Genomic DNA, 23,817 nt, shown 5'->3' on the forward strand with positions numbered 1-23,817 from the left:
GGACCGGTCAGCGGATCAGGTAGATCGTGGCGAAGAGGCCGATCCAGACGACATCGACGAAGTGCCAGTAGTAGGACACGACGATGGCCGCGGTGGCCTGTTCGTGGGTGAACCTCTTGGCCGCGTACGTCCTGCCCAGGACCAGCAGGAAGGCGATGAGACCGCCTGTCACGTGCAGTCCGTGGAAGCCGGTGGTCAGGTAGAACACCGAGCCGTACGGGCCGGACGAGAGCGAGAGGCCCTCTTCCTTGACCAGATCGGTGTACTCGAAGACCTGACCGCCGATGAAGATCGCACCCATGATGAAGGTGATCACGAACCAGGTCCGGAGCTTCTTGACATCGCCGCGCTCGGCTGCGAACACACCGAGCTGGCAGGTCAGGGAGCTGAGCACCAGGATCGTGGTGTTCGTCGCGGAGAACGGAAGATTCAGCGCATCGGCGGATTCCTTCCAATACTCGGTCCCGGTCACCGATCGAAGGGTGAAGTACATCGCGAAGAGGGCCGCGAAGAACATCAGCTCGGAACTCAGCCAGATGATGGTTCCGACGCTGGTGAGGTTCGGCCGATTGACCGACGGGTGCGCGTGCCCGGTTTCTACTGTCGTTGCTGTCGCCACGACCGACATTATGTCGGTCGCTTATCCCGCCCTCACTCCGGGGGTGCCGTTCGGTGTGTCAAGGGCGTATGCCCTGCTCGTACGGCCCACTCCGGCAGTCGCCCGAAGGGAGGACCCGGGACCCGCCGTACGGCCCCGTGCCCCCGCTCCGACCAGTCCTGACGGGCCGTCGGTCAGATCGTGGATCGTGCCGAACCCTCCTGCGTGCCGCCGTACGAGCAGTAGCATCCGCGCTGGAGGCACTCCCCGGCGGCGGCCGGGTGACGCCCCGCCCGAAGCCGTACCGCCGAGAAGCGTGGAGGAACGATGCAGGCGACTGCCACGGTGCTGGTCTACAGCGACAACGCCGACACCCGCGAACAGGTACGGCTCGCCACGGGCCGCCGGCCCGCCGCCGACGTGCCGCCGGTGGAGATCGTGGAGTGCGCGACCCTGCCCGCCGTCCTGACGGCCCTGGAGCAGGGCGGGATCGACGCGTGCGTCCTGGACGGCGAGACGGCGCCCGCGGGCGGTATGGGCGTCTGCCGGCAGATCAAGGACGAGATCTTCCGCTGCCCGCCGGTGCTGCTGCTCATCGGCCGCCCGCAGGACGCCTGGCTGGCGACCTGGAGCCGTGCGGACGCCGCCGTGACGCACCCTGTGGACCCCGTGGAGTTCACGGACGCCCTGGCCGGGCTGCTGCGCCGCAGGCTCCTCACGGAGGCCTGAGCGGCCTCCTGAGGGCCCTTTCGAGGGCCCTTCTGAGAGGCCTTCAGGCCTGCGGGCGCAGCCGGGCGGCATTCTCGGGTCCCGGCCGCTGGTCCTGCTCGCCTGTGGTGCTGGGCTTGTTCTTGTCCAGCGCGCTGCCCTCGCGCCACTGCTTCCACGGCATGTTCCAGTCGCCGAAGCCGTTGTCGAAGGGCGTCATGGTCTCGCCGCCGCTGTTGACGACCTTGACGATGTCACCGACCCGCACGGTGTCGAAGAACCACTTGGCGTTGCCGGTGGACATGCCCGTGCAGCCGTGGCTGACGTTGGCGGCGCCCTGCGATCCCACGGACCAGGGCGCCGCGTGCACGTACTCGCCGCTCCAGGTCACCCGGGTGGCCCAGTAGACCGGCAGGTCGTAGGAGTCCGAGCTGCTCGACGGGATGCCGATGCTCTCCCCCGCATCCGTACGAAGCCCTCCTTGCCGAGGACGACCTTGGTGCCGTTGCGGGTGGAGTAGCCGGGCTTGCCGGTGGTGACGGGGATGGTGTTGATCTCCTCGCCGTTGCGGGTGACCGTCATGGTGTGCGCCGCGGCGTCCGTGACGGCCTCCACCCGGTCCCCCGTGCGCAGCTTCACGGGCTTGGCGGCGCCCCCGTACAGCCCGCCGGTGATCTTCAGGCCCTCCAGGTTGCTGCGCACCTCGATGTCGGCGTGCGTGGGCCAGTACTCGCGCGGGCGGAAGTGCAGCGTCTTGCTGTCGACCCAGTGCCAGGAGCCCTCCACACGCGGCGTGGAGCGGACCTTGAGGGCGCCTTCCACGATCGCCCTGGCCTTGGGGTCCTTGACGGGCTTGCTGAGCGCCGCGGTGACGGGCTGCCCGACCCCGTACGTGCCGTTGTCGGGCCCCAGCTTCACGTTGAGCCGGTCGCCGGTGTCCTCGGTGTCGATCTGGAGGACCTTGCGGCCGGGCGCGCCGTCCTCGTCCTCGGTGCTCACCCGCACGGTGTAGCGGGTGCCGGCGGCCAGCGGGACGGTGGTGCGCCACTGCCTGCCGTCGGCGGCCAGTTCGCCCCTGATGTAGCGGCCGGAGGCGTCGGTGGCGGTCACGTCCGTGATCCGGGCCTCGTCACCGGTGGTGGAGACCTCCAGCGGCTTGTCCGGGTCCGCCTTGCGGCCGTCTCCGGGCGCGTTGGCCGAGATCTGCCCGGCCGCGTCGTACGGCGCGGCCGAGAGCGGGTCCGACGACGAACCGCCGCAGGCGGTGGCGCCTGCCGCCAGGGGCGCCAGCAGGAAGGCGCAGCCGAGCGCCGTCCGGTGTCGTGGTCTGAGGCTCATGACCCCAAAGTAGGAAAATCCCCCGGCCGCGGCGCGCTGGAGGACTGCAACGGGCGGGCCCGGACACCTGGAGAGGTGTCCGGGCCCGCCCGGTGCACGGGAGCCGCTTACTGCGTGCGGTTCTCGCCGCGGTAGTACTCGAAGACCCAGCCGAACAGGCCGATCAGGATGACCGGGGCCGAGAAGAAGAGCAGCCACCAGCCGAAGACGACGCCCAGGAAGGCGAGCGCGCCACCGACACCGAGGGACAGCGGCTGCCAGCTGTGCGGGCTGAAGAAGCCCAGCTCGCCGGCGTCGTCGGAGACCTCGGCCTCGTCGTTGTCCTGCGCTCCGGCGTCCACCCGGCGCGCGGTGAACGCCAGGTAGTAACCGATCATGATGCACAGACCGAAGGCGAGGAACAGCGCGGTGGTGCCCGCCGGCTCCTTCGACCAGACGCCATAGACGATCGCCATGGCGAGGACGAAGACGGAGAGCCAGATGAACATCTTGCCCTGGATCTTCACTTGCCGACCTCCTTGCCGCCGAAGAGCGCCGTGTCCTTCTGGCCCTCGTTCTCGATGGCCTCCATCGCGGCGATCTCAGGGTGGTGCAGGTCGAACGCCGGGGATTCGGAGCGGATGCGCGGCAGCGTGAGGAAGTTGTGCCGCGGCGGCGGGCAGGAGGTCGCCCACTCCAGCGAGCGGCCGTAGCCCCACGGGTCGTCGACCTCGACCTTCTTGCCGTACTTGGCCGTCTTCCAGACGTTGTACATGAACGGCAGCATCGACAGGCCGAGCAGGAACGAGGCGATCGTCGAGATCGTGTTCAGCGTGGTGAAGCCGTCCGCGTTCAGGTAGTCCGCGTAACGCCGCGGCATGCCCTCGGCGCCCAGCCAGTGCTGGACCAGGAAGGTGCCGTGGAAACCGACGAACAGCGTCCAGAACGTGATCTTGCCGAGCCGCTCGTCGAGCATCTTGCCGGTGAACTTCGGCCACCAGAAGTGGAAGCCGGCGAACATCGCGAAGACGACGGTGCCGAAGATGACGTAGTGGAAGTGCGCCACGACGAAGTACGAGTCCGAGACGTGGAAGTCCATCGGCGGCGACGCCAGGATGACGCCGGTCAGACCACCGAAGGTGAAGGTGATCAGGAAGCCGACCGCCCACAGCATCGGTGTCTCGAAGGACAAGGAGCCCTTCCACATCGTGCCGATCCAGTTGAAGAACTTCACACCGGTCGGTACCGCGATGAGGAATGTCATGAACGAGAAGAACGGCAAGAGCACGCCGCCCGTCACATACATGTGGTGCGCCCAGACGGTGACCGAAAGGCCCGCGATCGAAATCGTCGCCGCGATCAGACCGATGTAACCGAACATCGGCTTCCGGGAGAAGACCGGAATGACCTCGGAGATGATGCCGAAGAACGGCAGCGCGATGATGTACACCTCGGGGTGGCCGAAGAACCAGAAGAGGTGCTGCCACAGCAATGCGCCGCCATTGGCCGCGTCGAATACATGCGCCCCGAATTTACGGTCCGCCTCCAGGGCGAACAGCGCGGCGGCCAGGACCGGGAAGGCCAGCAGGACCAGCACACCGGTCAGCAGGACGTTCCAGGTGAAGATCGGCATCCGGAACATCGTCATGCCGGGGGCGCGCATGCAGATGATCGTGGTGATGAAGTTGACCGAACCGAGGATCGTGCCGAAGCCGGAGAAGGCCAGACCCATGATCCACATGTCCGCGCCCACGCCGGGCGAACGCACCGCGTCCGACAGCGGCGAGTAGGCGAACCAGCCGAAGTCCGCCGCACCCTGCGGGGTGAGGAAGCCGGCCACCGCGATCAGCGAGCCGAAGAGGTACAGCCAGTACGCGAACATGTTCAGCCGCGGGAACGCCACGTCGGGCGCGCCGATCTGCAGCGGCATGATCCAGTTCGCGAAACCGGAGAACAGCGGCGTCGCGAACATCAGCAGCATGATCGTGCCGTGCATCGTGAACGCCTGGTTGAACTGCTCGTTCGACATGATCTGCGTGCCGGGACGAGCGAGCTCGGCGCGCATCAGCAGGGCCATCAGGCCGCCGATGCAGAAGAACGCGAACGAGGTGACCAGGTAGAGCGTACCGATGGTCTTGTGGTCAGTGGTCGTCAGCCAGCTCACCACGACGGAGCCGGGAGACTTCTTTCGTGCGGGTGGTGCTGCCGGAGCCGTTGCGGCGGCGGCACCCTGAGGTTCGTTGAGGATGCTCACTTGTTGTTGGTCTCCGCGTTCCTGGCGTGATCCGTCTGCTTGATGCCCGACGGCAGGTAACCGGTCTGGCCCTTCTTCGCCAGGTCCTTCAGGTGCTCCCGGTACTTCTCGGGGGAGACGACCTTGACGTTGAAGAGCATCCGGGAGTGGTCGACGCCGCAGAGCTCGGCGCACTTGCCCATGAAGGTGCCCTCCTTGTTGGGGGTCACCTCGAAGACGTTGGTGTGGCCGGGGATCACGTCCTGCTTCATCAGGAACGGCACCACCCAGAACGAGTGGATGACATCACGCGACGTCAGGACGAACTGGACCGTCTCGCCCTTGGGCAGCCACAGGGTCGGACCCGGGTTGCCGGTCTGCGGGTTCCGCGTGCCCGGAATGCCCTCGTCGTACACGCCGTCGGCGCCGGCGGGGACATTCTTCTTCCACTTGTCCGGGATCGCGTCGAGTTCCTTGGAGTTGATGTTCGTGGTGTCGGCCTTGCCGTCCACGTTCTCCAGGTAGTTGAACGCCCAGCTCCACTGATAGCCCACCACGTTGATGACGTGGTCGGGCTTCTTCGAAGTCTTGAGGAGTTCGCTCTCATCGCGCGCGGTGAAGTAGAAGAGCACCGCGATGATGATGAACGGAACGATGGTGTACAACGCCTCGATGGGCATGTTGTACCGCGTCTGTGCGGGGACCTCCACCTTGGTCCGGCTGCGGCGGTGGAAGATCCAGCTCCAGATGATCAGGCCCCACACCAGCACGCCCACTGCGAGGGCGGCGGCCCAGGAGCCCTGCCAAAGGGAGAGGATCCGCGGCGCCTCTTCAGTAGCCGGATTGGGCATGCCGAGGTTGGGAAAGTCCTTGTATGTGCAACCGGTCGCGGTTGCCAGGACCAGTCCCGCAGCCAGCACCTGCGGCAGCTTCCGCCGCATCGGGCGCCGCGACGAGCGGTCGGAGCCGTTGGGACTCACGTAGCGCCTTCCCGAGAGTCTCGCCCGCGAGACCGGCTGCGGCCGTCTCGCTGGTCGGTCGCCGGCCCTGGCACGGGCAGGGGTTTGGATGTTTATGCGGACCAAACCCTACTGGACGCTATTTGGGGTCGCGCGGGGAGGGTGCCCAACGCGCCGCACCGCTCCCCGAAGGGGTGGCTGCGGCATCCGGGGGAAGCCCCCGCGCCCCGGAATGCCGGGCTCCGGCGGCCATCTGACGCCACGCCCGGACGCGCGTACGACGCGCTAGCGTCTGGGGCGTGTCCTACTTCGACGCCGCTTCGGCCGTCCCCCTGCACCCGGTCGCCCGGGAAGCCCTGCTCGCCTCGCTCGACGAGGGCTGGGCCGACCCGGCGCGCCCCTACCGGGAGGGCCGGCGTGCCCGGCTGCTGCTGGACGCCGCGCGGGAGGCCGCGGCGGAGGCCGTGGGCTGCCGCCCCGACGAGCTCGTTTTCACTCCATCGGGGACGCAGGCGGTGCATTCGGCCATGTCCGGCACGCTCGCCGCGCGTCGGCGTGTCGGCCGCCATCTGGTCCACTCCGCGGTGGAGCACTCCTCCGTCCTGCACGCCGCCGCGGTCCACGAGGCGGCGGGCGGCACGGTGTCCGAGGTCGGCGTGGACCGTACGGGCCGGGTGGACGCCGGGGGCCTCGCCGCCGCGCTGCGCCCGGACACCGCGCTGGCGGCCCTCCAGTCCGCGAACCACGAGGTGGGCACCGAGCAGCCGGTGGAGGCGGCCGCGGCGGCCTGCCGGGAGGCGGACGTGCCGCTGCTGGTGGACGCCGCCCAGTCGCTCCCCTGGGGGCCGGTCGGCGGCGCCTGGTCGCTGCTGACGGCCAGCGCGCACAAGTGGGGCGGTCCGCCGGGTGTGGGGCTGCTGGCCGTCCGTAAGGGCACCCGGTTCGCGCCGCAGGGGCCGCAGGACGAGCGGGAGTCCGGCCGGGTGCCGGGCTTCGGGAACCTGCCCGCGGTGGTCGCGGCGGCGGCGTCGCTGCGCGCCGTACGGGCGGAGGCGGCGGCCGAGGCGGTACGGCTGCGGGAGCTGGTGGACCGGATCCGTACGCGGGTGGCCGAGGCGGTGCCGGACGCCGAGGTCGTCGGCGATCCCGTGCGCCGGCTCCCCCACCTGGTCACCTTCTCGTGTCTCTATGTCGACGGGGAGACCCTGCTGCACGCGCTGGACCGGGCGGGCTTCTCCGTCTCGTCCGGCTCGTCCTGCACCTCCAGCACCCTGACGCCGAGCCATGTGCTGCGGGCAATGGGCGTGCTGTCGGAGGGGAACGTCCGGGTGTCACTGCCGCCGGGTACCGCCGAGGCCGACGTCGAACGCTTCCTGGACGTCCTCCCGGAAGCGGTCCGCTCCGTACGGGAACAGCTCGGCGCCCCGGCGGCCGCGCGGCCGGAAACCGGCCCCTCCCCCGCCGCGGAACACGTCGTGGACGCCCTCGGCAAGCGCTGCCCGGTGCCCGTCATCGAGCTGGCGAAGGTGATCGGCGACGTGCCGGTGGGCGCCACGCTGACCGTCCTGGCGGACGACGAGGCGGCGCGGCTGGACATTCCCGCGTGGTGCGGGATGCGGGGGCAGGAGTACGTGGGCGAGCGGGCGGCCGGGCGGGGCACCGCGTACGTGGTGCGGCGCCTCGTGTGACCAGGGGCGGGCCGGGCCCCGGGCCGGGCCGGGGCACGGAACGGGCCGGGGCACGGGACGCGACCGGGGGCAGCGGGCCCGCGCGGCCCGCCACCCCTGTACGGCGGTCCGATCAGGCCAGGTGGCCCCGGATGTCGGCGGCCGCGTCGTGCCCGTACGCCTTGGTGAAGCGGTCCATGAAGTGGCTGCGGTGCAGCTCGTACTCCTGGGTGCCGACGGTCTCGATGACCAGCGTCGCCAGCATGCAGCCGACCTGCGCGGCGCGCTCCAGGCCGACGCCCCAGGAGAGCCCGGACAGGAAGCCGGCCCGGAACGCGTCGCCCACGCCGGTCGGGTCGGCCTTGGTCTTCTCCTCGGCGGTGCCGACGACGATGTCCGGCTCGCCGGCCCGCTGGATGCGGACGCCGTCGGCGCCCAGCGTCGTCACCCGGGTGCCGACCTTGGCCAGGATCTCCTCGGCGGTCCAGCCCGTCTTGGACTCGATGAGGCTCGCCTCGTACTCGTTGTTGAACAGGTAGGCGGCGCCGTCCATGAGGGTACGGATGACGTCGCCGTCCATCCGGGCGATCTGCTGGGAGAAGTCGGCCGCGAAGGGGATGCCGCGGCTACGGCACTCCTCGGTGTGGCGGACCATGGCCTCCGGGTCGTCCGCGCCGATCAGGACGAGGTCGAGGCCGCCGACGCGCTCGGCGACGGCGTGCAGCTCGATCAGGCGCGCCTCGCTCATCGCGCCGGTGTAGAAGGAGCCGATCTGGTTGTGGTCGGCGTCGGTGGTGCACACGAAGCGGGCGGTGTGCTTGACCTCGGAGATGCGGACCGAGCGGGTGTCCACACCGTGCCGGTCGAGCCAGGCGCGGTACTCCTCGAAGTCGTTGCCGGCGGCGCCGACCAGGATCGGCGCGGTGCCGAGCTGGCCCATGCCGTAACAGATGTTGGGGCCCACGCCCCCGCGCCGGACGTCGAGTTCGTCGACCAGGAAGGAGAGGAGATCGTGTGCAGCTGGTCGGCGACCAGCTGATCGGCGAAACGGCCGGGGAAGGTCATCAGGTGGTCGGTGGCGATGGAGCCGGTGACTGCGATACGCACGACGGGTCTGCTCCTGCGGGAGGCGGAAGGACGAGGCGGACGTTGGTCAACGGTACCGGCTGTCCTGATCTCGGCCCACCAGCCGAAACTACCCAATAGTAGGGCTTTCTTCGCGCGGCGCCGGATGCGTACGGTGCGCGTATGACCAAGTATGTGAAGGGCGTCACACGCCATTCGTCCGCAGTTCGCCCCGCGCCCGAACCGGAGTCCATGGCTCAGCTGCTGGGCGACTGCGCGCGGATGGCACCGCACTGGCGCAGCGGCCGCCAGGCACCGGCGCCGCCCGCCCGCGAACTGCACGGGATCAGCGTCCCCGCCTCCTCCGCCGCCCTGGTCAGGGGCATGTCCGAGTACGGGGACTGAGCACCCTCCCGGGCCCGGCCCCCGGGCCCGGGGAACCGCGGACGCACCGGCTCCGTCCAACCCGCGTCCTTCCCACGCAGGAGGGCGCGTCAGTTGTTCAGCGGAGCCGAAGGAGCGATGCGGTGAGCACCGAGGACACTCCCCGCCACCGGCGGGGAGCATTCCAGCGACGACACCCGGGAGACGACCGCACGGCGCCGGCGCAGCCCGCTGATCGCGGCCTCGGTGGCCGCGGCGGTGCTGCTGGCCGGCGGCGGCGCGGCCTACTGGGCCTCCAGCACCTCCGGCGGCGGGGAGAGCGGCACCGGCGCCCGCCCGGAAGGCGGCCCGCCGCCGCTCGCCCTGGACGGTCACGCGAAGGAGACGGGCTCGCGCAGCGGCATCGCGCCCGGCGAGCCGGACCCGCAGGGCGCGGGCTACCGGGCAGCGGCCAAGCTGCCCGACGGCCCCTCCTCGGCACCGGTCTACCAGCCGCGCGGCGAGGTCACCCAGGAAGCCGTGGCCCGGCTGGCGAAGGCACTGGACCTGCCCGGCAAGGTGCGTTCGGACGGCGACTCCTGGAAGGTGGGCGGCCTGACGCGGGACGCGCGCAGCCCCGTCCTGGAGGTGGCCAAGAGCGGTTCGGGCGCCTGGACGTACTCGCAGTACGGCACCCCCGGCGGGACCGGCTGCGCGGAGACAGCGCCGAAGGGCGGCGGCAGCGGCTCGCAGGCGAGCGGGCCCGGCTGCCCGGGCGGCGACACCTCCGCCCAGAACGACAGCGGCACCAAGGACGCCGTCTCCCCGGAGAAGGCGAAGCAGGCGGCGCAGCCGGTGCTGGAGGCGCTCGGCCAGAAGAACGCCGAGCTGGACGCGAGCGGCCTGTCCGGCGCGGTACGGACGGTCAGCGCCACCCCGGTGATCGGCGGGCTGCCCACGTACGGCTGGCAGAGCGAGATCCGGGTCGGCTCGGACGGCCAGGTCGTCGGCGGCAGCGGGCAGTTGGCCCAGCCGGTCAAGGGGCACACGTACCCGGTGCAGAGCGCCGAGAAGACGCTGGAGCGGCTGAATGCCGCGCACCGCGGCGCGAGCCCCGGCATCGGCGGGTGCGCGACGGCCGAGCCGCAGAAGAAACAGGACACCGACACCGCGGGCGTCGAGCCGTGCGCGGGCCATGCCGCCGCGCGCAAGCCCGCCGACGTGACCGGCGCGGTCTTCGGCCTCTCGGCCCAGTACGTCGGCGGCCGCCAGGCGCTGGTGCCCTCGTGGCTCTACAAGGTCCAGCGGGCCGGCGGCGGTACGGTCACCCACCCCGCCGTCGACCCGAAGTACGTCAAGAACGGCGACGGCGGCGCTCCGTCCGACCCCGCCCAGCCGCCCAACAGTGGCAAGCCGTCGGGCAAGGCCGGGGCGATGGGCCTGGAGTCGTACGAGGTCAGCGCGGACGGCAAGTCGCTCAAGCTGCACTTCTGGGGCGGCGTGTGCAGCACGTACTCGGCGACCGCCGAGCAGACCGGCAAGACTGTGAAGGCCGAGGTCATCGGCAAGGAGAAGAAGCCGAACCAGATCTGCGTGAAGATGGCGAAGCAGTTCACGCGGACGGTGCCGCTGGAGCAGCCGCTGGCCGGGCGGGACGTGATCGACGCGTCCACGGGCAAGGAGGTGCCGGCGAAGTAGCCGTACGCGCACCGGGCGCGGATACGACAACGGCGGCGCTCCCCAGAGGGGGCGCCGCCGTCGTACGTCCTGCCGATCGCCTGGATCAGTTGAAGGAGTCACCGCAGGCGCAGGAGCCCGTGGCGTTCGGGTTGTCGATCGTGAAGCCCTGCTTCTCGATGGTGTCGACGAAGTCGATGGAGGCGCCGCCCAGGTACGGGGCGCTCATCCGGTCGGTGACGACCTTGACGCCGTCGAAGTCCTTGACGACATCGCCGTCGAGCGACCGCTCGTCGAAGAAGAGCTGGTAGCGCAGTCCGGAGCAGCCGCCGGGCTGGACGGCCACCCGCAGCGCGAGGTCGTCGCGGCCTTCCTGTTCCAGCAGGGCCTTCACCTTCGACGCGGCCGCGTCGGACAGGATGATGCCGTCGCTGACGGTTGTCTCGTCCTGAACGCTCATCTAGATCTCTCCCGGGTTGGTACGGACCGCTTGCCCTCGGCTGCAACCGACGGGGCCCGGAATTCATTCCGGCTGGCGCGACGTGTTCTCGTTCTTTCGTCTTTCATGCTCGCACACTGCGCACCTGTCGCGGGCGGCCCGTGCACGGGGATGCGTCACATCGACGCGATGCCCATCGTCAAAGTGACATGAAGCGGTTATGATAGATAACGTCAAATAGACGAAAAGGGTTTCGGTGCCACTGCCGGCCCTCGGTACGGCCCCGCCGGCCGTGCTCAGACGAAAAGAGAGGGTGCGTGTCGTGACCACCGCCCAGCCCCTGGACGTCCAGCCGACCCCGCTCGCGCTGCTCCTCCTCGGCCGCGAGGCCGACCCCAAGAGCGAGCGCGGCGTGGACTGCCCCGGCGACCTGCCGGCCCCGTCCGACCCCGGTCTCGTCGAACGTGCCCGGGCCGCCAAGGCGAAGCTCGGCGACAAGGTCTTCGTCCTCGGGCACCACTACCAGCGCGACGAGGTCATCGAGTTCGCGGACGTGACCGGCGACTCCTTCAAGCTGGCGCGCGACGCGGCGGCCCGGCCGGACGCCGAGTACATCGTCTTCTGCGGTGTGCACTTCATGGCCGAGTCCGCCGACATCCTGACCTCCGACGACCAGCAGGTCGTCCTGCCCGACCTGGCCGCCGGCTGCTCCATGGCCGACATGGCGACGGCCGAGCAGGTCGCGGAGTGCTGGGACGTGCTCACCGAGGCCGGTGTGGCCGAGCAGGTCGTCCCCGTCTCGTACATGAACTCCTCCGCCGACATCAAGGCCTTCACCGGCAAGCACGGCGGCACCATCTGCACCTCCTCCAACGCCAAGCGCGCGCTGGACTGGGCCTTCGAACAGGGCGAGAAGGTCCTGTTCCTGCCCGACCAGCACCTGGGCCGCAACACCGCCGTACGCGACATGGGCATGTCCCTGGACGACTGCGTCGTCTACAACCCCCACAAGCCGAACGGCGGCCTCACCGCCGAGCAGCTCCGCGCGGCCAAGATGATCCTCTGGCGGGGCCACTGCTCCGTACACGGCCGCTTCTCGCTCGAATCCGTCGAGGACGTACGGGCCCGGATACCCGGCGTGAACGTCCTGGTCCACCCCGAGTGCAAGCACGAGGTCGTCGCCGCCGCCGACTACGTGGGCTCCACCGAATACATCATCAAGGCCCTGGAGGCCGCCCCGCCCGGCTCCAAGTGGGCCATCGGCACCGAACTGAACCTCGTCCGCCGCCTGGCCAACCGCTTCGCCGCCGAGGACAAGGAGATCGTCTTCCTCGACAAGACGGTCTGCTTCTGCTCCACCATGAACCGCATCGACCTCCCCCACCTGGTCTGGACCCTGGAATCCCTCGCCGAGGGCAAGGTCGTCAACCGCATCCAGGTGGACAGCGAGACGGAGAGCTTCGCGAAGCTGGCGCTGGAGCGGATGCTGGCGCTGCCGTAGGGCGCCTTGGGCGCGCAGGAATGTGGCCCATGGGCCCGCACCGGGCGAGGAGGCCGGTGCGGGCCGCGGCAATGCAGGAGTTCGCCCAGGTCAGGGCACGAGGCCGTCGAGGTCGATGTCGACAGGGAACGGGACGGAGACCTTCAGCCGGCCCCGGTGAATGCCGGTGGCCACATAGGCGCCGGTCATGCCGTCTATCTCGTAGGTGTGCACGGAGGGGACGCCACCCTCGTCCTCGATGCGCCAGAAGTGGGAAATCCTGGCCGTGCGTACTTGAAGGGCTTCAGGGACCTGTCACGGTCCGCGGATTCCTCCGAGACGACTTCGATGACCAGGGCAACGTCTTCGGGCGCGTACCAGGTCCGGTCGGGATCGTACGTGGCGGTGGCGACCAGGACGTCCGGCTCGAAGCGGCTCTTCTTGTCGAGCCGGACGGTCAGCTCCCGCTCGGTCTCGAACCCGGCAGGGGCGGATTGCCGCAGCGCGAAAGTCAGGTTCTCCACGAGCCGGGAGTGCCAGGACCGCCGCGGCGACATCATGAAGATCAGGGTTCCGTCGATGAGTTCGGTGTGCCGCGGTGCCTGGGGAAGGTGGTCGAGGTCGTCGGCTTCCCAGCCACTGGGCCTCGGCGGGATCATCCAGTCGGGGAGTTCGGCGGTCACGGCTTCCTCCAGGCGCCTCGAAAACGGCGGCCAGGGGCCTTGATCCCGGATCGCGGACGCGGTCGGACGGCTGAGGCCAGCTTAGTTGACGCGGCTCGTCCGCATCCCCCGCAGAGGGGCGCGAAGAGTACGGTTCAGCCGCCTTCATCGCAACGCTCAAGACGGCCTGGCGCATAGCTCAGCCCGTCCCAGAGACCTCCTGGGACGGGCTGGCCTGTGTGCGGATCAGACCCCCGCCGCCTCCGGCGTGCGGGTTTCGTCGGCGGGCTGCGGGCGCTTCGCCGCACGCTTCGCGGCGCGGCGCTCCTTGCGGAGTTCGATCATCGCGTACAGCGTCGGTACGAGCAGCAGTGTCAGCAGCGTGGACGTGATCAGGCCACCGATGACGACCACGGCCAGCGGCTGGGAGATGAAGCCGCCGTCGCCGGTCACGGACAGGGCCATCGGGAGCAGGGCCATGATCGTGGCGAGGGCCGTCATCAGGATCGGGCGCAGCCGGTGGCGGCCGCCCTCCACGACGGCTTCGACGACGCCGTAGCCCTGGGCGCGGTACTGGTTGATCAGGTCGATCAGCACGATCGCGTTGGTGACGACGATGCCGATGAGCATCAGCATGCCGATCATCGCCGGGACGCCCATCGGGGTGCCCGTCGCGACCAGCAGGCCGATCGCGCCGGTCGCCGCGAACGGGATCGAGATGAGCAGGATCAGCGGCTGGATCAGGGACCGGAACGTTCCCACCAGGAGCATGAAGACGATCGCGATGGCGGCGAGCATGGCCAGGCCGAGCGAGGAGAACGCGTCGGACTGGTCGGCGGAGACGCCGCCGATCTCGGCGGTGGCGCCCTCCGGCAGCTTCAGGTTCTTGATCTTCGTCTGGAGCTGGGCGGTGACCGCGCCGGTGTTGTCGCCGGTCGGCTTGGCGGTGACGGTGGCGGACCGGGCGCCGTCGATGCGGGTGCTCTGGACCGGGCCCGCGACCGTACGGATCGTGGCGAGGTCGCCGAGCTCGGCCGGGCCGGCCGGGGTCGGTACGGGGAGGGCGCGCAGAGCCGCCTCGGAGGTGACCGGGTGGGCGGACTTGACGACGATGTCCCGCTCGGCGTTGTCGATCATGGCCTTGCCGCTGGTGGTGCCGCGCACCGCCTGGGCGACGACCTGGCCGAGGGCGGCCTGGCTGTAACCGGCGGCCGCCGCCTTCTCGTTGGCCTGGACGGAGATGCGGGGCACGCTCTGCGCGAGGTCGCTCTGCACGTCGGTGACGTGGTCGAGTCCGGCGACGGCGGACCGTACCTGCTCGGACGCCTTCTTCAGCACATCCGCGTCGGCGGCCTTGACCACCACGCTCAGGTCCTGGTTGCCGAAGCCGCCGCCCCCGGAGGAGACGGTGGTCTCGCCGATGTCCTTGCCGAGCTTGTCGAGTTCGGCGCGGAGCTGGTCGGTGACCTTCCCGGAGTCCGCCGCGTCCTTCAGCTTCACCTGGTAGGAGGCCTGGTTGGCGCCGCTGCCGCCCCCGAAGGCGGCCATGAAGCCGGAGGAACCGACGGTGACCTGGTAGTCCTCGATCCCGTCGAGCCCGCCGAGGATCTTCTCGACGCGCTTCGCCTGCGCGTCCGCGGCCGTCAGGCTGGTACCGGGCTTCAACTCCTGCTTGACGCTGAGCGTGTCCTGGTCACCCTGGTCGAAGAAGTTGGTCTTGAGGAGGGGTGCCATGCCGAAGGTCCCGAGGAGGACCACGACGGCGATGACGACGCTGGTCACGCGGCGGCGCGTCGCGAAGCGCAGTACCGGCACGTACAGGCGCTGGAGCGGGCTGCCGCTCTCCTTGGCCTCGGCCGCGCGGCGCAGCTCCTCGGGGTCGGTGCCCTCGGGTATCTCCGGGGCGCGCAGGAACCAGTAGGAGAGGACCGGGACGACGGTCAGGGAGACGAGGAGGGAGGCGAGCAGGGCGACCGTGACGGTGATCGAGAAGGACCCGAACAGGGCGCCGACCATGCCGCCGACCACGCCGATGGGCAGGAAGACCGCCACCGTGGTCAGGGTGGAGGAGGTGATCGCGCCGGCCACCTCGCGGACCGCGGCCAGGATGGCCTGCTGCCGCTCCTCGCCGTAGCCGAGGTGGCGTTTGATGTTCTCCAGGACGACGATCGAGTCGTCCACGACGCGTCCGACGGCGATGGTCAGCGCGCCGAGGGTGAGCATGTTCAGCGACAGGTCGCCGGTCCACAGCACGATCAGCGTGATGACGACGGACAGCGGGATGGAGACCGCGGTGACCAGCGTCGAGCGCAGGCTGAGCAGGAAGACCAGGATCACGATCACGGCCATGACCAGGCCGAGCAGTCCCTCGGTGGTCAGCGACTCGATGGACTTCGAGACCGCCGGGCCCTGGTCGGAGACGACCGTGACCTCGGTGCCCTTGCCGAGCGCCGTACGGATCTCCGGCAGCTTGTCCTGGACGGCTTCGGAGATGTCGACGGCGCTGCCGTCCTGGCCCATGGTCACCATGACGGCCAGGCTGGGCTTGCCGTTGGTGCGGGTGAGGGAGGTGGGGGTGGCCGCCTCCTCCTTGACGGTGGCGACGTCACCGAGGCGTACCGGCTTGCCCGCCGCGGCGCCCCCGGAGCCGCCCGCGCCGCCGGACCCGCCGGGGCCCGCCGCCGGGGCGAGGGGCAGGTCGCGGATCTGCTGCGCGGAGGTGAAGCCGGAGCCGACCTGGACGGTGTTGCTGCGGCCCTTCTCGGCGAACGAACCGGCGGGCACGGACGCGCCGCCCGCCTCCAGGGCCTGGCCGAGCGCCGCGGCCGTCGTCCCGGCCTGCGCGAGCTTGGCGTCGTCGGGGGTGACGGCGACGACGCGGTCCCGGACGCCGTCCACGGTGACCTGGCCGACGCCGTCGATGTTCTTCAGGCCCGGCACCACGCTGCGGTCGAGCCGGTCGGCCAGCGCCTGCTCGTCCTTGCCGCCGGACACGGCGAGCACGACGGCCGGGATGTCGTCCGTCGAACCGGCCACGACCTGCGGGTCCACGTCCTTCGGCAGCTTGGCCCTGGACCGGTTGACGGCCTGCTGCACATCGGCGACCAGCCGCTTGGAGTCGTTGCCGTAGTCGAACTGGGCCATGATGACGGCCGAGCCCTCGCTCGCCGTCGAGGTGACGCCCTTGATGCCGTCGACCGCCTGGATTCCGTCCTCCAGCGGTTCGATCACCTGCTTCTCGACGACGTCGGGCGAGGCGCCCTGGTAGGGCGCCAGCACGGACACCATGGGCAGTTCGATGGTGGGCAGGAGCTGCTGTTTGAGCTGGGGGATCGCGATGGCGCCGAAGGCGATCGCGACGATCGACATCAGCGCTGTCAGGCCCCGTTGTACGAGGCTGAGTCGGGACAGCCAGGACATGGGTGGGGTCTCTCTTCTGTTCTGTACGGCGTGCGGGACGACGGTTCGGGACGACTCGGTACGGCGAGGCGTACGGCGTCGTGGGCGGCGTTCCTCGGGCGGGCACCACAGGCCCGACTAAACGATCCGTCACGCCCCACCGGCTTTTCCTCGCTCCCAGGTCGGTTTCCGCCCCACCCGCCGTACAGCGTTCGGAGTACGGCCGTCTCCACCCCCTGCTGCACCCGTGGGCGGACCCGTCCCTACCGCACCCGCGGGCGCACCAGCCCCGATTCGTACGCGATGACCACGAGCTGGGCCCGGTCGCGCGCGCCGAGCTTGGCCATGGCCCGGTTGACGTGCGTCTTGACGGTCAGCGGGCTGACCGCGAGCTGCTCCGCGATCTCGTCGTTGGACAGCCCGCCCGCGACCAGCGACAGCACCTCGCGCTCCCGCCCGGTCAGCGTGTCCAGCCCGGCGGCCCCGGGCCGCCCGGGGCCGTCCTCGGCCGGTCCCTCCCCCTGTGCGAGGAACTTGGCGATCAGCCCTTTCGTGGCGGCCGGCGACAGCAGCGCCTCACCGGCCGCCGCGATCCTGATGGCGCTGAGCAGTTCGTCCGGCTCGGCCCCCTTGCCGAGGAATCCGCCGGCCCCGGCCCGCAGCGCCTGCACCACGTAGTCGTCGACCTCGAAGGTGGTCAGGATGACCACGCGTACCGCGGCCAGGTCCGGATCGGCGCTGATCATGCGGGTGGCGGCGAGTCCGTCCACCCCCGGCATCCGGATGTCCATCAGCACCACGTCGGCCGCTGTGGCCCGCGTCAGCTCGTACGCCTCGGCGCCGTCGGACGCCTCCCCCACCACCTCCATGTCGGGCTCGGAGTCCACGAGGATGCGGAACGCGCTGCGCAGCAGGGCCTGGTCGTCGGCGAGCAGTACTTTGATGGTCATCCGGTGTCCCTCGTGCAGATGCGGGCGGGCGTCTCGGCCCGGGTGGGCTGGGAGGTCTGGAGCGGCAGCCGTACGCGTACCTGGAAGCCGCCGGCCGGGCGGGGGCCGGTCTCGGCCGTGCCGCGCAGGGCAGCGACCCGCTCGCGCATACCGATCAGGCCGTGGCCGCCGCCGGGTTCCCGGGGGCCGGAAGACGGGCCGGGGGTGCCGCCGTCGTCGAGGACCGTGACGGTCAGGGCGTCGGTGTCCCGGGCGATGCGGACCGTGGCGCGGGCGCCCGTACCGGCGTGCTTGTGGACGTTGGTCAGCGCCTCCTGGACGACGCGGTACGCGGTGAGGTCGAGGGCTGCGGGCAGCGCGTCCGCCGATTCCGGGACGTCGAGCGTGACGGGCAGTCCGGCGCGGACGAAACCGTCCACGAGCTGGTCCAGCACGCCGAGGCCAGGCGCGGGTTCGGTGGGGGCCCGCGGGTCGTCGGACTGGCGCAGCAGACCCACGGTGGCGCGCAGCTCGTCGAGGGCGGAGCGGGATGCCTCGCGTACGTGCGCCAGCGCCTGCTTGGCCTGGTCGGGGCGGCTGTCCATGACGTGCGAGGCGACTCCGGCCTGGACGTTGACCAGGGCGATGTGGTGCGCGACCACGTCGTGCAGTTCGCGGGCGATGCGCATCCGTTCCTCGGCGACGCGGCGCCGGGCCTCCTCCTCGCGGGTGCGCTCGGCGCGTTCGGCCCGTTCCCGTATGGCGGTCACGAAGGCGCGGCGGCTGCGGACCGCGTCACCGGCCGCGGCGGCCATGCCGGTCCACGCGAAGATCCCGAGGTTCTCCTGCGCGTACCAGGGGCGGTCCCCGAGGAGCATCGCGGCGGCGGTGAGGCCGAGGACGGTCAGCGCGCCGACGCGCCAGGTGGTGGAGCGGTCCGTGCGGGCGGCGAGGGTGCACAGCGCGATGACCACGGAGCAGAAGACCGGGGCGCGCGGAACCCCGCTCTCCAGGAGCAGTTCGAGGACGGTGCACAGGCCGGTGGCCGCCAGGACGCTGCGCGGGAAGCGGCGGCGCAGTACCAGGGCGCCGCCGGCGGCGACCGCGAGGACCACGGTGGTGGCGGTCAGTTCGCGTTCGCCGAACCGGGGTCCGTGCGGGCCGTGCGGCTCGGCCACCGCGCCGACCAGGATCGCCACGACGACGGCGAGGGCCAGCGCGCTGTCGAACGCGTACGGGTGGGCGCGTATCCAGGCGAGCGGGCCGCCGCCCGGACGCGGACCGGGCTGCCCGGAGGCGAGGGGAGTCACGGGCAAACGGTAGCGCCCCGGTCCCGTGCGGGATCCGGGGCGCTGCCTGCGCTGGAGGTGGTACGGGCCGCCCGGCGGACCGGGCGGCGGTTCAGCCCGGGATCAGGCCGTCGTCGCTGAGCATCTGCCGGACCTCGTCGAGGGTGGCGTCCTCGGCGGGCAGGATCAGCTCGGACGGTTCCAGGGAGTCGTCCGGCAGCGGGGCGCCGAGGCGGCGCACCGCGTCCAGCAGGGCGCTCAGGGTGCGCCGGAAACCGGCCTCGTCGCCGCTCTCCATCTCGTCGAGCAGCTCGTCGTCCAGCTTGTTCAGCTCGACGAAGTGCGCGTCGTCGAGCTTCACCTGCCCCTCCCCCATGATCCGTACGATCACGACGGTCTCCTTCTGGTCCGGTGCGGCGGCCTGGTCCGGTGCGAGGACCGGGCCCGGTGCGGCGGCCTGGCCCGGTGCGGCGGTACCGACGAGGCCAGCGGCCGCCGGCCGTCACTGCTTGTCGAAACGCGGCTGCCCGGGCTGCGCCTGCGGGGCCTGCTGGCCCTGGCCCGCCTGGCCGCCCTCGATGGCCTGCTTGTCGGCGCCCGGACCGGCCAGCTCCGCCTTCATGCGCTGGAGTTCCAGCTCGACGTCGCTGCCCCCGGAGAGGCGGTCCAGTTCGGCGGTGATGTCGTCCTTGGCCATACCGGTCGGGTCGTCGAGCGCGCCGGAGGCCAGCAGCTCGTCGATGGCACCTGCCCTGGCCTGCATCTGCGCGGTCTTGTCCTCCGCGCGCTCGATGGCCATGCCGACGTCGCCCATCTCCTCGGAGATGCCGGAGAACGCCTCGCCGATCCGGGTCTGGGCCTGGGCGGCGGTGTACGTGGCCTTGATCGTCTCCTTCTTCGTACGGAAGGCGTCGACCTTGGCCTGAAGACGCTGGGAGGCGAGGGTGAGCTTCTCCTCCTCGCCCTGCAGCGTCTGGTGCTGTGTCTCCAGGTCCGTGACCTGCTGCTGGAGGGCGGCCCGGCGGGAGAGCGCCTCGCGGGCGAGGTCCTCACGGCCGAGCGAGAGGGCCTTGCGGCCCTGGTCCTCCAGTTTGGAGGACTGGTTCTGGAGCTGGTTGAGCTGCAGCTCCAGGCGCTTGCGGGAGGTCGCCACGTCGGCGACGCCGCGGCGCACCTTCTGCAGCAGCTCCAGCTGCTTCTGGTAGGAGTAGTCAAGGGTCTCGCGCGGATCCTCGGCCCGGTCCAGGGCCTTGTTGGCCTTCGCGCGGAAGATCATCCCCATCCGCTTCATGACACCGCTCATGGGCCTCGCGCGCCCCCTTCTGACCGAGTTACATCGGGCTTCGGCTCCAGCACATCTACAGACCCCACAGTACGGGCCTCGGTTCCATTACCGCACTGTTCGGCCCCGGATGCGCTCCTCCTGCAGGACGATCAGGATGCCGCCGCCATCCGGCGCAAGGAGTAGGGACGGCCCCGGGAACCCACCCCACGCACCTTTCGCGCCGAATGTCCCCTGCGCGGTGCCCCTCGCGGATCCGCGCCGTTGCCGGATCGTTCCCCATGCCGCTGTGGTCCATGCGCGGCCAACCCGTACTCTTGCGTGTGTGTTCCGAAGCCGTTCGAAGGATGAGCAGGCCGCGACCGCCAAGGTGACCGCGTCCGAGCCGAAGCAGCCCCGCGACCCGCAGGCCCCCAAGGGCCGCCCGACGCCGAAGCGGAGCCAGGCGCAGTCGCAGCGCCGTACGCGCGCGCAGACGCCGGCCAACCGCAAGGAGGCGACGAAGGCGTCGCGTGAGGCGCGCCGCGCCGACATGGCCCGGCAGCGCGAGGCGCTGGCCAACGGCGACGAGCGGTTCCTGCCGATCCGCGACAAGGGTCCGGTGCGGCGTTTCGCCCGCGACTTCGTCGACTCGCGCTGGTGCGTGGCGGAGTTCTTCCTGCCGATGGCCGTGATCATCCTGGTGCTGACGATGCTGCGCCAGCCGGGGATCCAGAACATCGCGCTGCTGCTGTGGCTGTTCATCATCGTGCTGATCGTTGTCGACTCGTTCGTGCTGTGGTTCTCGCTGAACAAGCGCCTCAAGCAGCGCTTCCCGAACGAGAACCACAAGGGCGTCAAGCCCTACGCCCTGATGCGCACGCTCCAGATGCGCCGGCTGCGTCTGCCGAAGCCGCAGGTCAAGCGCGGAGAGCGGCCCTGAACGCAACCCCTTTGGGCTTCTCGCCCGGTGCCGAACGGTGGCTGGGCGGGCTGGACGGCCTGCGCAACACCGTCCGGCAGGAGCTGGTGGCCCGCCAGCTGGAGGAACAGATCGCGGCCCGCTTCCCGGTGGGGCAGCGGCTGCGGGTGCTCGACGTGGGCGCGGGCCAGGGCACCCAGGCACTGCGGCTGGCCCGGGCCGGCCACAAGGTCACCGGCCTGGAGTCCGACCCGGCGATGCTGGCGGCGGCCCGTACCGCGCTGGCGGAGGAGCCGGCCGGCATCCAGGAGCGGATGGAACTGATCGAGGGGGACGGCCGGGACACCGGCGTGCACTTCCTCCCCGGCGCCTTCGACATGGTGCTCTGCCACGGCGTCCTGATGTACGTGGCGGAGCCGGACCCGATGCTGGCCGGGCTGGCCCGCGTCCTGGCACCCGGCGGACTGCTGTCCCTGGTGGTGCGCAACGCCGACGCGCTCGCGATGCGGCCCGGCCTGTCCGGTGACTGGGACGGCGCCCTGGGCGCCTTCGACACGGCCGAGTACGTCAACCGCCTCGGCCTCACGGCGCGCGCCGACCGCCTGGCGGCGCTGACCGCGACGCTCGACGGGATCGGCGCGCCGCTGGAGACCTGGTACGGCGTACGGGTCTTCACCGACACCGCGGCGGACGACGCGCCGCTGCCCGCCGACGGCGAGCTGGAACGGCTGCTGGCCGCCGAGGCCCGGGCCGGACGCACCGACCCGTACCGGGCGGTGGCGGCACTGCTGCACCTGTGCGGCGTACGGGGCGGGGCGGGCGGCGAGGGGCGCCAGGGCGGCTGAGCCGGCGCCCGCTCTCAGCGGCGGCGCCGGGGTTCGACGGTGACGACGTCGTAGCCCGGGACCTCCGTTTCCTGGCCGCCGTAGCCGCCGTGGCCGCCATAGGACGACTCACCGCCGTACGACTGGCCTCCGTACGACTGGCCTCCGGGCTCGACCGTGACGACGTTCGCGCCGCCGTACGACCCGCCGCCGTAACCGCCGTACGCCTGGCCGCCACCGTACGACTGACCGCCGTACGCCCCGCCGCCCGGCCCGGCCGTGACGATCTCCGGACCGGCCTGGCCCGCGGCCGCGGGGTCCGCGTACTGCTCGGCCCCGGGCCCGTAGTAGGCGCCGCTGGTCCACTACGGGCCGTACATGTCCATGTAACGGCTCTCGCTTCTGGCCGCCCGGCGGCCGCCGTTGCAGTGCTTGCACAGGACGCGGAGGTTTCTGATCTGGCTCCCCGCCGCATTGGCGTCGTCCAGGCTGATCGCCTCGGCATCACGGTAGATGTTCTCCCCCAGCGGCACGGTCCGCTTCAGGGGGTCCACCGAGCGGTGCACGTTGGCGATGACGCCTTCCACGTGATCGATCTCGTACCAGTTGTTCTCCTTGATGCTGCGCGCTTCCGACTTGCTGAGCACCTTCTTCCGGCACATGCAGCACTCGTAGCGGTACGTGCCGGTCCGCGAACTCAGGTGGCGGGGCGCCGTCGCCGGTACCGCGGCCACCACGCCCTCCTCAAATTTGAGCCGCTTGCGGGTGCCGTCCCAGAGTTTCTCGCCCCTCGGTCCGCGGCGCAGCTGGTGGCGGACGATCCGCTGTACGGGGAGCTGGCGGCGACGCAGTTTCTCGCCACGGCGTCCGATGAGGCGGCGGACCGGACGCCCTGACGGGACACTTCAGCCATGACGCCTTCACTGACTTCCCGCCGCCGGGCGGCGGTCGCCGCGGCCGCCGCCCTCTGCGCGGCCGCGCTGGTGGCCGGCTGCTCCGGCTCCGACTCCTCCGCCGGGCCCGGCAAGGACGTCTCCTCGTCGGCCTCCGCGGCCGCCGTCACCTCCCCGCCAAGGCGGCGGCCCCCAGCGTCAGCACCGACCTCCAGAACGCGTACCAGAAGGTGGTCAAGGACGTCCTGCCGTCGGTCGTCCAGATCACCACCGGGGAGGGGCTGGGTTCCGGGGTGGTCTACGACGCGCGCGGCCATGTCGTCACCAACGCGCACGTCGTCGGCGAGGACAAGAAGTTCAAGGTCACCACGGCGCGCGGCAGCCGCTCCCTGGACGCGTCGCTGGTCGCCTCCTACCCGGAGCAGGACCTCGCCGTCATCAAGATCGACGACGCGCCGAAGGACCTGAAGCCGGCGACGTTCGGCGACTCCGCCAAGGTCGAGATCGGGCAGATCGTGCTCGCCATGGGCAGTCCGCTGGGGCTGTCCGGCAGCGTGACGCAGGGCATCGTCTCGGCGACCGGCCGCACCGTCAGCGAACCCAGCAGCGGCGGCGGCACCGGCGCGACCCTCGCGAACATGGTGCAGACCTCCGCGGCCATCAACCCGGGCAACAGCGGCGGCGCCCTGGTCAACCTCTCCGACCAGGTCATCGGCATCCCGACGCTGGCCGCCACGGACCCGCAGATGGGCGAGGGCGCGGCACCCGGCATCGGCTTCGCGATCCCGGCGTCCACGGTCCGCAACATCGCCGACCAGATCATCAAGGACGGCAAGGTCACCAACTCGGGCCGGGCGGCGCTCGGCATCACCGGCCGCACCCTGGCCGGCCAGGACTTCGAGGGCGCCGGGGTGAGCGTCGCGAGCGTCAAGGAGGGCGGTCCGGCGGACAAGGCGGGCATCGAGGCCGGTGACGTCGTCGTGAAGTTCGGCGGGACGGCCGTCCGTACGATGCAGGCCCTGTCGGAGGCGCTGGCGGGCCACAAGCCGGGCGACAAGGTGGACGTCACGGTCGACCGGGACGGTGCGCGGAAGACGGTGAAGGTGACGCTGGGAACGATCTAGGTCCTGCC

Annotated in this window: 19 protein-coding genes and 4 pseudogenes; 8 read left to right on the top strand and 15 right to left on the bottom strand. The window is 70.8% G+C overall.

All coding sequences use genetic code 11. From position 1 onward, the window contains the following. Window positions 1–7: 7 nt before the first annotated feature. Complete coding sequence (locus ACEXOX_RS14820) at window positions 8–628, bottom strand: heme-copper oxidase subunit III (protein ID WP_030020850.1); 621 nt, start codon at window positions 626–628, stop codon at window positions 8–10. Window positions 629–925: 297 nt separating this feature from the next. On the opposite strand from ACEXOX_RS14820, the gene ACEXOX_RS14825 reads away from it, so the two are divergent. Further along, the gene (locus ACEXOX_RS14825; protein ID WP_406521087.1) at window positions 926–1,327 is read left to right on the top strand and encodes a hypothetical protein; all 402 of its coding nucleotides are present in this window, start codon (window positions 926–928) and stop codon (window positions 1,325–1,327) included. A 43-nt stretch (window positions 1,328–1,370) separates the two neighbouring features. On the opposite strand, the gene ACEXOX_RS14830 is transcribed toward ACEXOX_RS14825, so the two are convergent. The 5 genes and pseudogenes from ACEXOX_RS14830 to coxB all read right to left on the bottom strand — a co-directional run bounded on the left by ACEXOX_RS14830 (window position 1,371) and on the right by coxB (window position 5,836). After that, window positions 1,371–2,081, bottom strand: coding sequence for a L,D-transpeptidase (locus ACEXOX_RS14830; RefSeq protein WP_406526349.1), 711 nt, complete (start codon window positions 2,079–2,081; stop codon window positions 1,371–1,373). Continuing rightward, window positions 2,045–2,644, bottom strand: a pseudogene (locus ACEXOX_RS14835) (Ig-like domain-containing protein); the annotation flags it as partial. The gene ACEXOX_RS14830 and the pseudogene ACEXOX_RS14835, both read right to left, overlap by 37 nt. A 107-nt stretch (window positions 2,645–2,751) precedes the next feature. Then, entirely contained in the window at window positions 2,752–3,150 is a 399-nt protein-coding gene (locus ACEXOX_RS14840; protein ID WP_030020847.1) for a cytochrome c oxidase subunit 4, read from the bottom strand. Continuing rightward, window positions 3,147–4,877, bottom strand: a complete 1,731-nt coding sequence (gene ctaD / locus ACEXOX_RS14845; RefSeq protein WP_125056785.1) for a cytochrome c oxidase subunit I — start codon at window positions 4,875–4,877, stop codon at window positions 3,147–3,149. Before ctaD ends, ACEXOX_RS14840 begins: the two co-directional genes overlap by 4 nt. Further along, entirely contained in the window at window positions 4,874–5,836 is a 963-nt protein-coding gene (gene coxB, locus ACEXOX_RS14850) for a cytochrome c oxidase subunit II (protein WP_030022068.1), read from the bottom strand. Before coxB ends, ctaD begins: the two co-directional genes overlap by 4 nt. A 278-nt stretch (window positions 5,837–6,114) precedes the next feature. On the opposite strand from coxB, the gene ACEXOX_RS14855 reads away from it, so the two are divergent. Then, window positions 6,115–7,503, top strand: coding sequence for a cysteine desulfurase/sulfurtransferase TusA family protein (locus ACEXOX_RS14855; RefSeq protein WP_406521090.1), 1,389 nt, complete (start codon window positions 6,115–6,117; stop codon window positions 7,501–7,503). 112 nt (window positions 7,504–7,615) lie between these two features. On the opposite strand, the pseudogene ACEXOX_RS14860 reads toward ACEXOX_RS14855, so the two are convergent. Continuing rightward, window positions 7,616–8,589 (bottom strand): annotated as a pseudogene (locus tag ACEXOX_RS14860) (carbohydrate kinase family protein). Between the two features lie 141 nt (window positions 8,590–8,730). Here ACEXOX_RS14860 and ACEXOX_RS14865 point away from each other — a divergent pair. After that, window positions 8,731–8,952, top strand: coding sequence for a hypothetical protein (locus ACEXOX_RS14865; RefSeq protein ID WP_406521091.1), 222 nt, complete (start codon window positions 8,731–8,733; stop codon window positions 8,950–8,952). A gap of 225 nt (window positions 8,953–9,177) precedes the next feature. After that, on the top strand, window positions 9,178–10,608 hold the full coding sequence (locus ACEXOX_RS14870; RefSeq protein WP_406521093.1) for a hypothetical protein: 1,431 nt from the start codon (window positions 9,178–9,180) through the stop codon (window positions 10,606–10,608). 85 nt (window positions 10,609–10,693) lie between these two features. On the opposite strand, the gene ACEXOX_RS14875 is transcribed toward ACEXOX_RS14870, so the two are convergent. Beyond that, on the bottom strand, window positions 10,694–11,047 hold the full coding sequence (locus ACEXOX_RS14875; protein WP_030022062.1) for an iron-sulfur cluster assembly accessory protein: 354 nt from the start codon (window positions 11,045–11,047) through the stop codon (window positions 10,694–10,696). A 292-nt stretch (window positions 11,048–11,339) separates the two neighbouring features. On the opposite strand from ACEXOX_RS14875, the gene nadA reads away from it, so the two are divergent. Beyond that, entirely contained in the window at window positions 11,340–12,527 is a 1,188-nt protein-coding gene (gene nadA / locus ACEXOX_RS14880; RefSeq protein WP_406521094.1) for a quinolinate synthase NadA, read from the top strand. A 90-nt stretch (window positions 12,528–12,617) separates the two neighbouring features. Here the strand turns inward: nadA and ACEXOX_RS14885 are convergent. The 6 genes and pseudogenes from ACEXOX_RS14885 to ACEXOX_RS14910 form a co-directional block, all read right to left on the bottom strand. After that, window positions 12,618–13,165 (bottom strand): annotated as a pseudogene (locus tag ACEXOX_RS14885) (Uma2 family endonuclease). A gap of 249 nt (window positions 13,166–13,414) precedes the next feature. After that, window positions 13,415–16,588, bottom strand: a complete 3,174-nt coding sequence (locus tag ACEXOX_RS14890; protein ID WP_406521096.1) for an efflux RND transporter permease subunit — start codon at window positions 16,586–16,588, stop codon at window positions 13,415–13,417. 242 nt (window positions 16,589–16,830) lie between these two features. Beyond that, on the bottom strand, window positions 16,831–17,517 hold the full coding sequence (locus ACEXOX_RS14895) for a response regulator (RefSeq protein WP_406521097.1): 687 nt from the start codon (window positions 17,515–17,517) through the stop codon (window positions 16,831–16,833). Next, entirely contained in the window at window positions 17,514–18,806 is a 1,293-nt protein-coding gene (locus tag ACEXOX_RS14900) for a sensor histidine kinase (protein ID WP_406521098.1), read from the bottom strand. The genes ACEXOX_RS14895 and ACEXOX_RS14900 overlap by 4 nt, the downstream gene beginning before the upstream one ends. 91 nt (window positions 18,807–18,897) lie before the next feature. Further along, window positions 18,898–19,176, bottom strand: a complete 279-nt coding sequence (locus tag ACEXOX_RS14905; protein WP_406521099.1) for a hypothetical protein — start codon at window positions 19,174–19,176, stop codon at window positions 18,898–18,900. 111 nt (window positions 19,177–19,287) lie between these two features. Then, window positions 19,288–20,076, bottom strand: coding sequence for a PspA/IM30 family protein (locus ACEXOX_RS14910; protein WP_406526350.1), 789 nt, complete (start codon window positions 20,074–20,076; stop codon window positions 19,288–19,290). A gap of 316 nt (window positions 20,077–20,392) precedes the next feature. On the opposite strand from ACEXOX_RS14910, the gene ACEXOX_RS14915 reads away from it, so the two are divergent. Together ACEXOX_RS14915 and ACEXOX_RS14920 are read left to right on the top strand one after the other, a co-directional pair. Next, complete coding sequence (locus tag ACEXOX_RS14915) at window positions 20,393–20,989, top strand: DUF3043 domain-containing protein (RefSeq protein WP_030022050.1); 597 nt, start codon at window positions 20,393–20,395, stop codon at window positions 20,987–20,989. Window positions 20,990–21,075: 86 nt separating this feature from the next. Further along, window positions 21,076–21,813, top strand: coding sequence for a class I SAM-dependent methyltransferase (locus ACEXOX_RS14920; protein WP_406526351.1), 738 nt, complete (start codon window positions 21,076–21,078; stop codon window positions 21,811–21,813). A gap of 344 nt (window positions 21,814–22,157) precedes the next feature. Here ACEXOX_RS14920 and ACEXOX_RS14925 read toward each other — a convergent pair whose 3' ends face one another. Then, the gene (locus tag ACEXOX_RS14925) at window positions 22,158–22,526 is read right to left on the bottom strand and encodes a hypothetical protein (RefSeq protein ID WP_406521101.1); all 369 of its coding nucleotides are present in this window, start codon (window positions 22,524–22,526) and stop codon (window positions 22,158–22,160) included. A gap of 177 nt (window positions 22,527–22,703) precedes the next feature. Between ACEXOX_RS14925 and ACEXOX_RS14930 the strand changes: the two are divergent. Further along, window positions 22,704–23,809: pseudogene (locus ACEXOX_RS14930) on the top strand (S1C family serine protease). Window positions 23,810–23,817 lie beyond the last annotated feature (8 nt).

Source organism: Streptomyces sp. Ac-502 (genome assembly GCF_045222935.1).
Classification (GTDB): Bacteria; Actinomycetota; Actinomycetes; order Streptomycetales; family Streptomycetaceae; genus Streptomyces; species Streptomyces monomycini.

What these genes read in the sequence shown, in the direction of transcription:
- ACEXOX_RS14910 (WP_406526350.1), bottom strand. Translation starts at nt 20,076, where the DNA reads ATGAAGCGGATGGGGATGATCTTCCGCGCGAAGGCCAACAAGGCCCTG.
- ACEXOX_RS14825 (WP_406521087.1), top strand. Translation starts at nt 926, where the DNA reads ATGCAGGCGACTGCCACGGTGCTGGTCTACAGCGACAACGCCGACACC.
- ACEXOX_RS14820 (WP_030020850.1), bottom strand. Translation starts at nt 628, where the DNA reads ATGTCGGTCGTGGCGACAGCAACGACAGTAGAAACCGGGCACGCGCAC.
- ACEXOX_RS14875 (WP_030022062.1), bottom strand. Translation starts at nt 11,047, where the DNA reads ATGAGCGTTCAGGACGAGACAACCGTCAGCGACGGCATCATCCTGTCC.
- ACEXOX_RS14865 (WP_406521091.1), top strand. Translation starts at nt 8,731, where the DNA reads ATGACCAAGTATGTGAAGGGCGTCACACGCCATTCGTCCGCAGTTCGC.
- ACEXOX_RS14895 (WP_406521097.1), bottom strand. Translation starts at nt 17,517, where the DNA reads ATGACCATCAAAGTACTGCTCGCCGACGACCAGGCCCTGCTGCGCAGC.
- ACEXOX_RS14890 (WP_406521096.1), bottom strand. Translation starts at nt 16,588, where the DNA reads ATGTCCTGGCTGTCCCGACTCAGCCTCGTACAACGGGGCCTGACAGCG.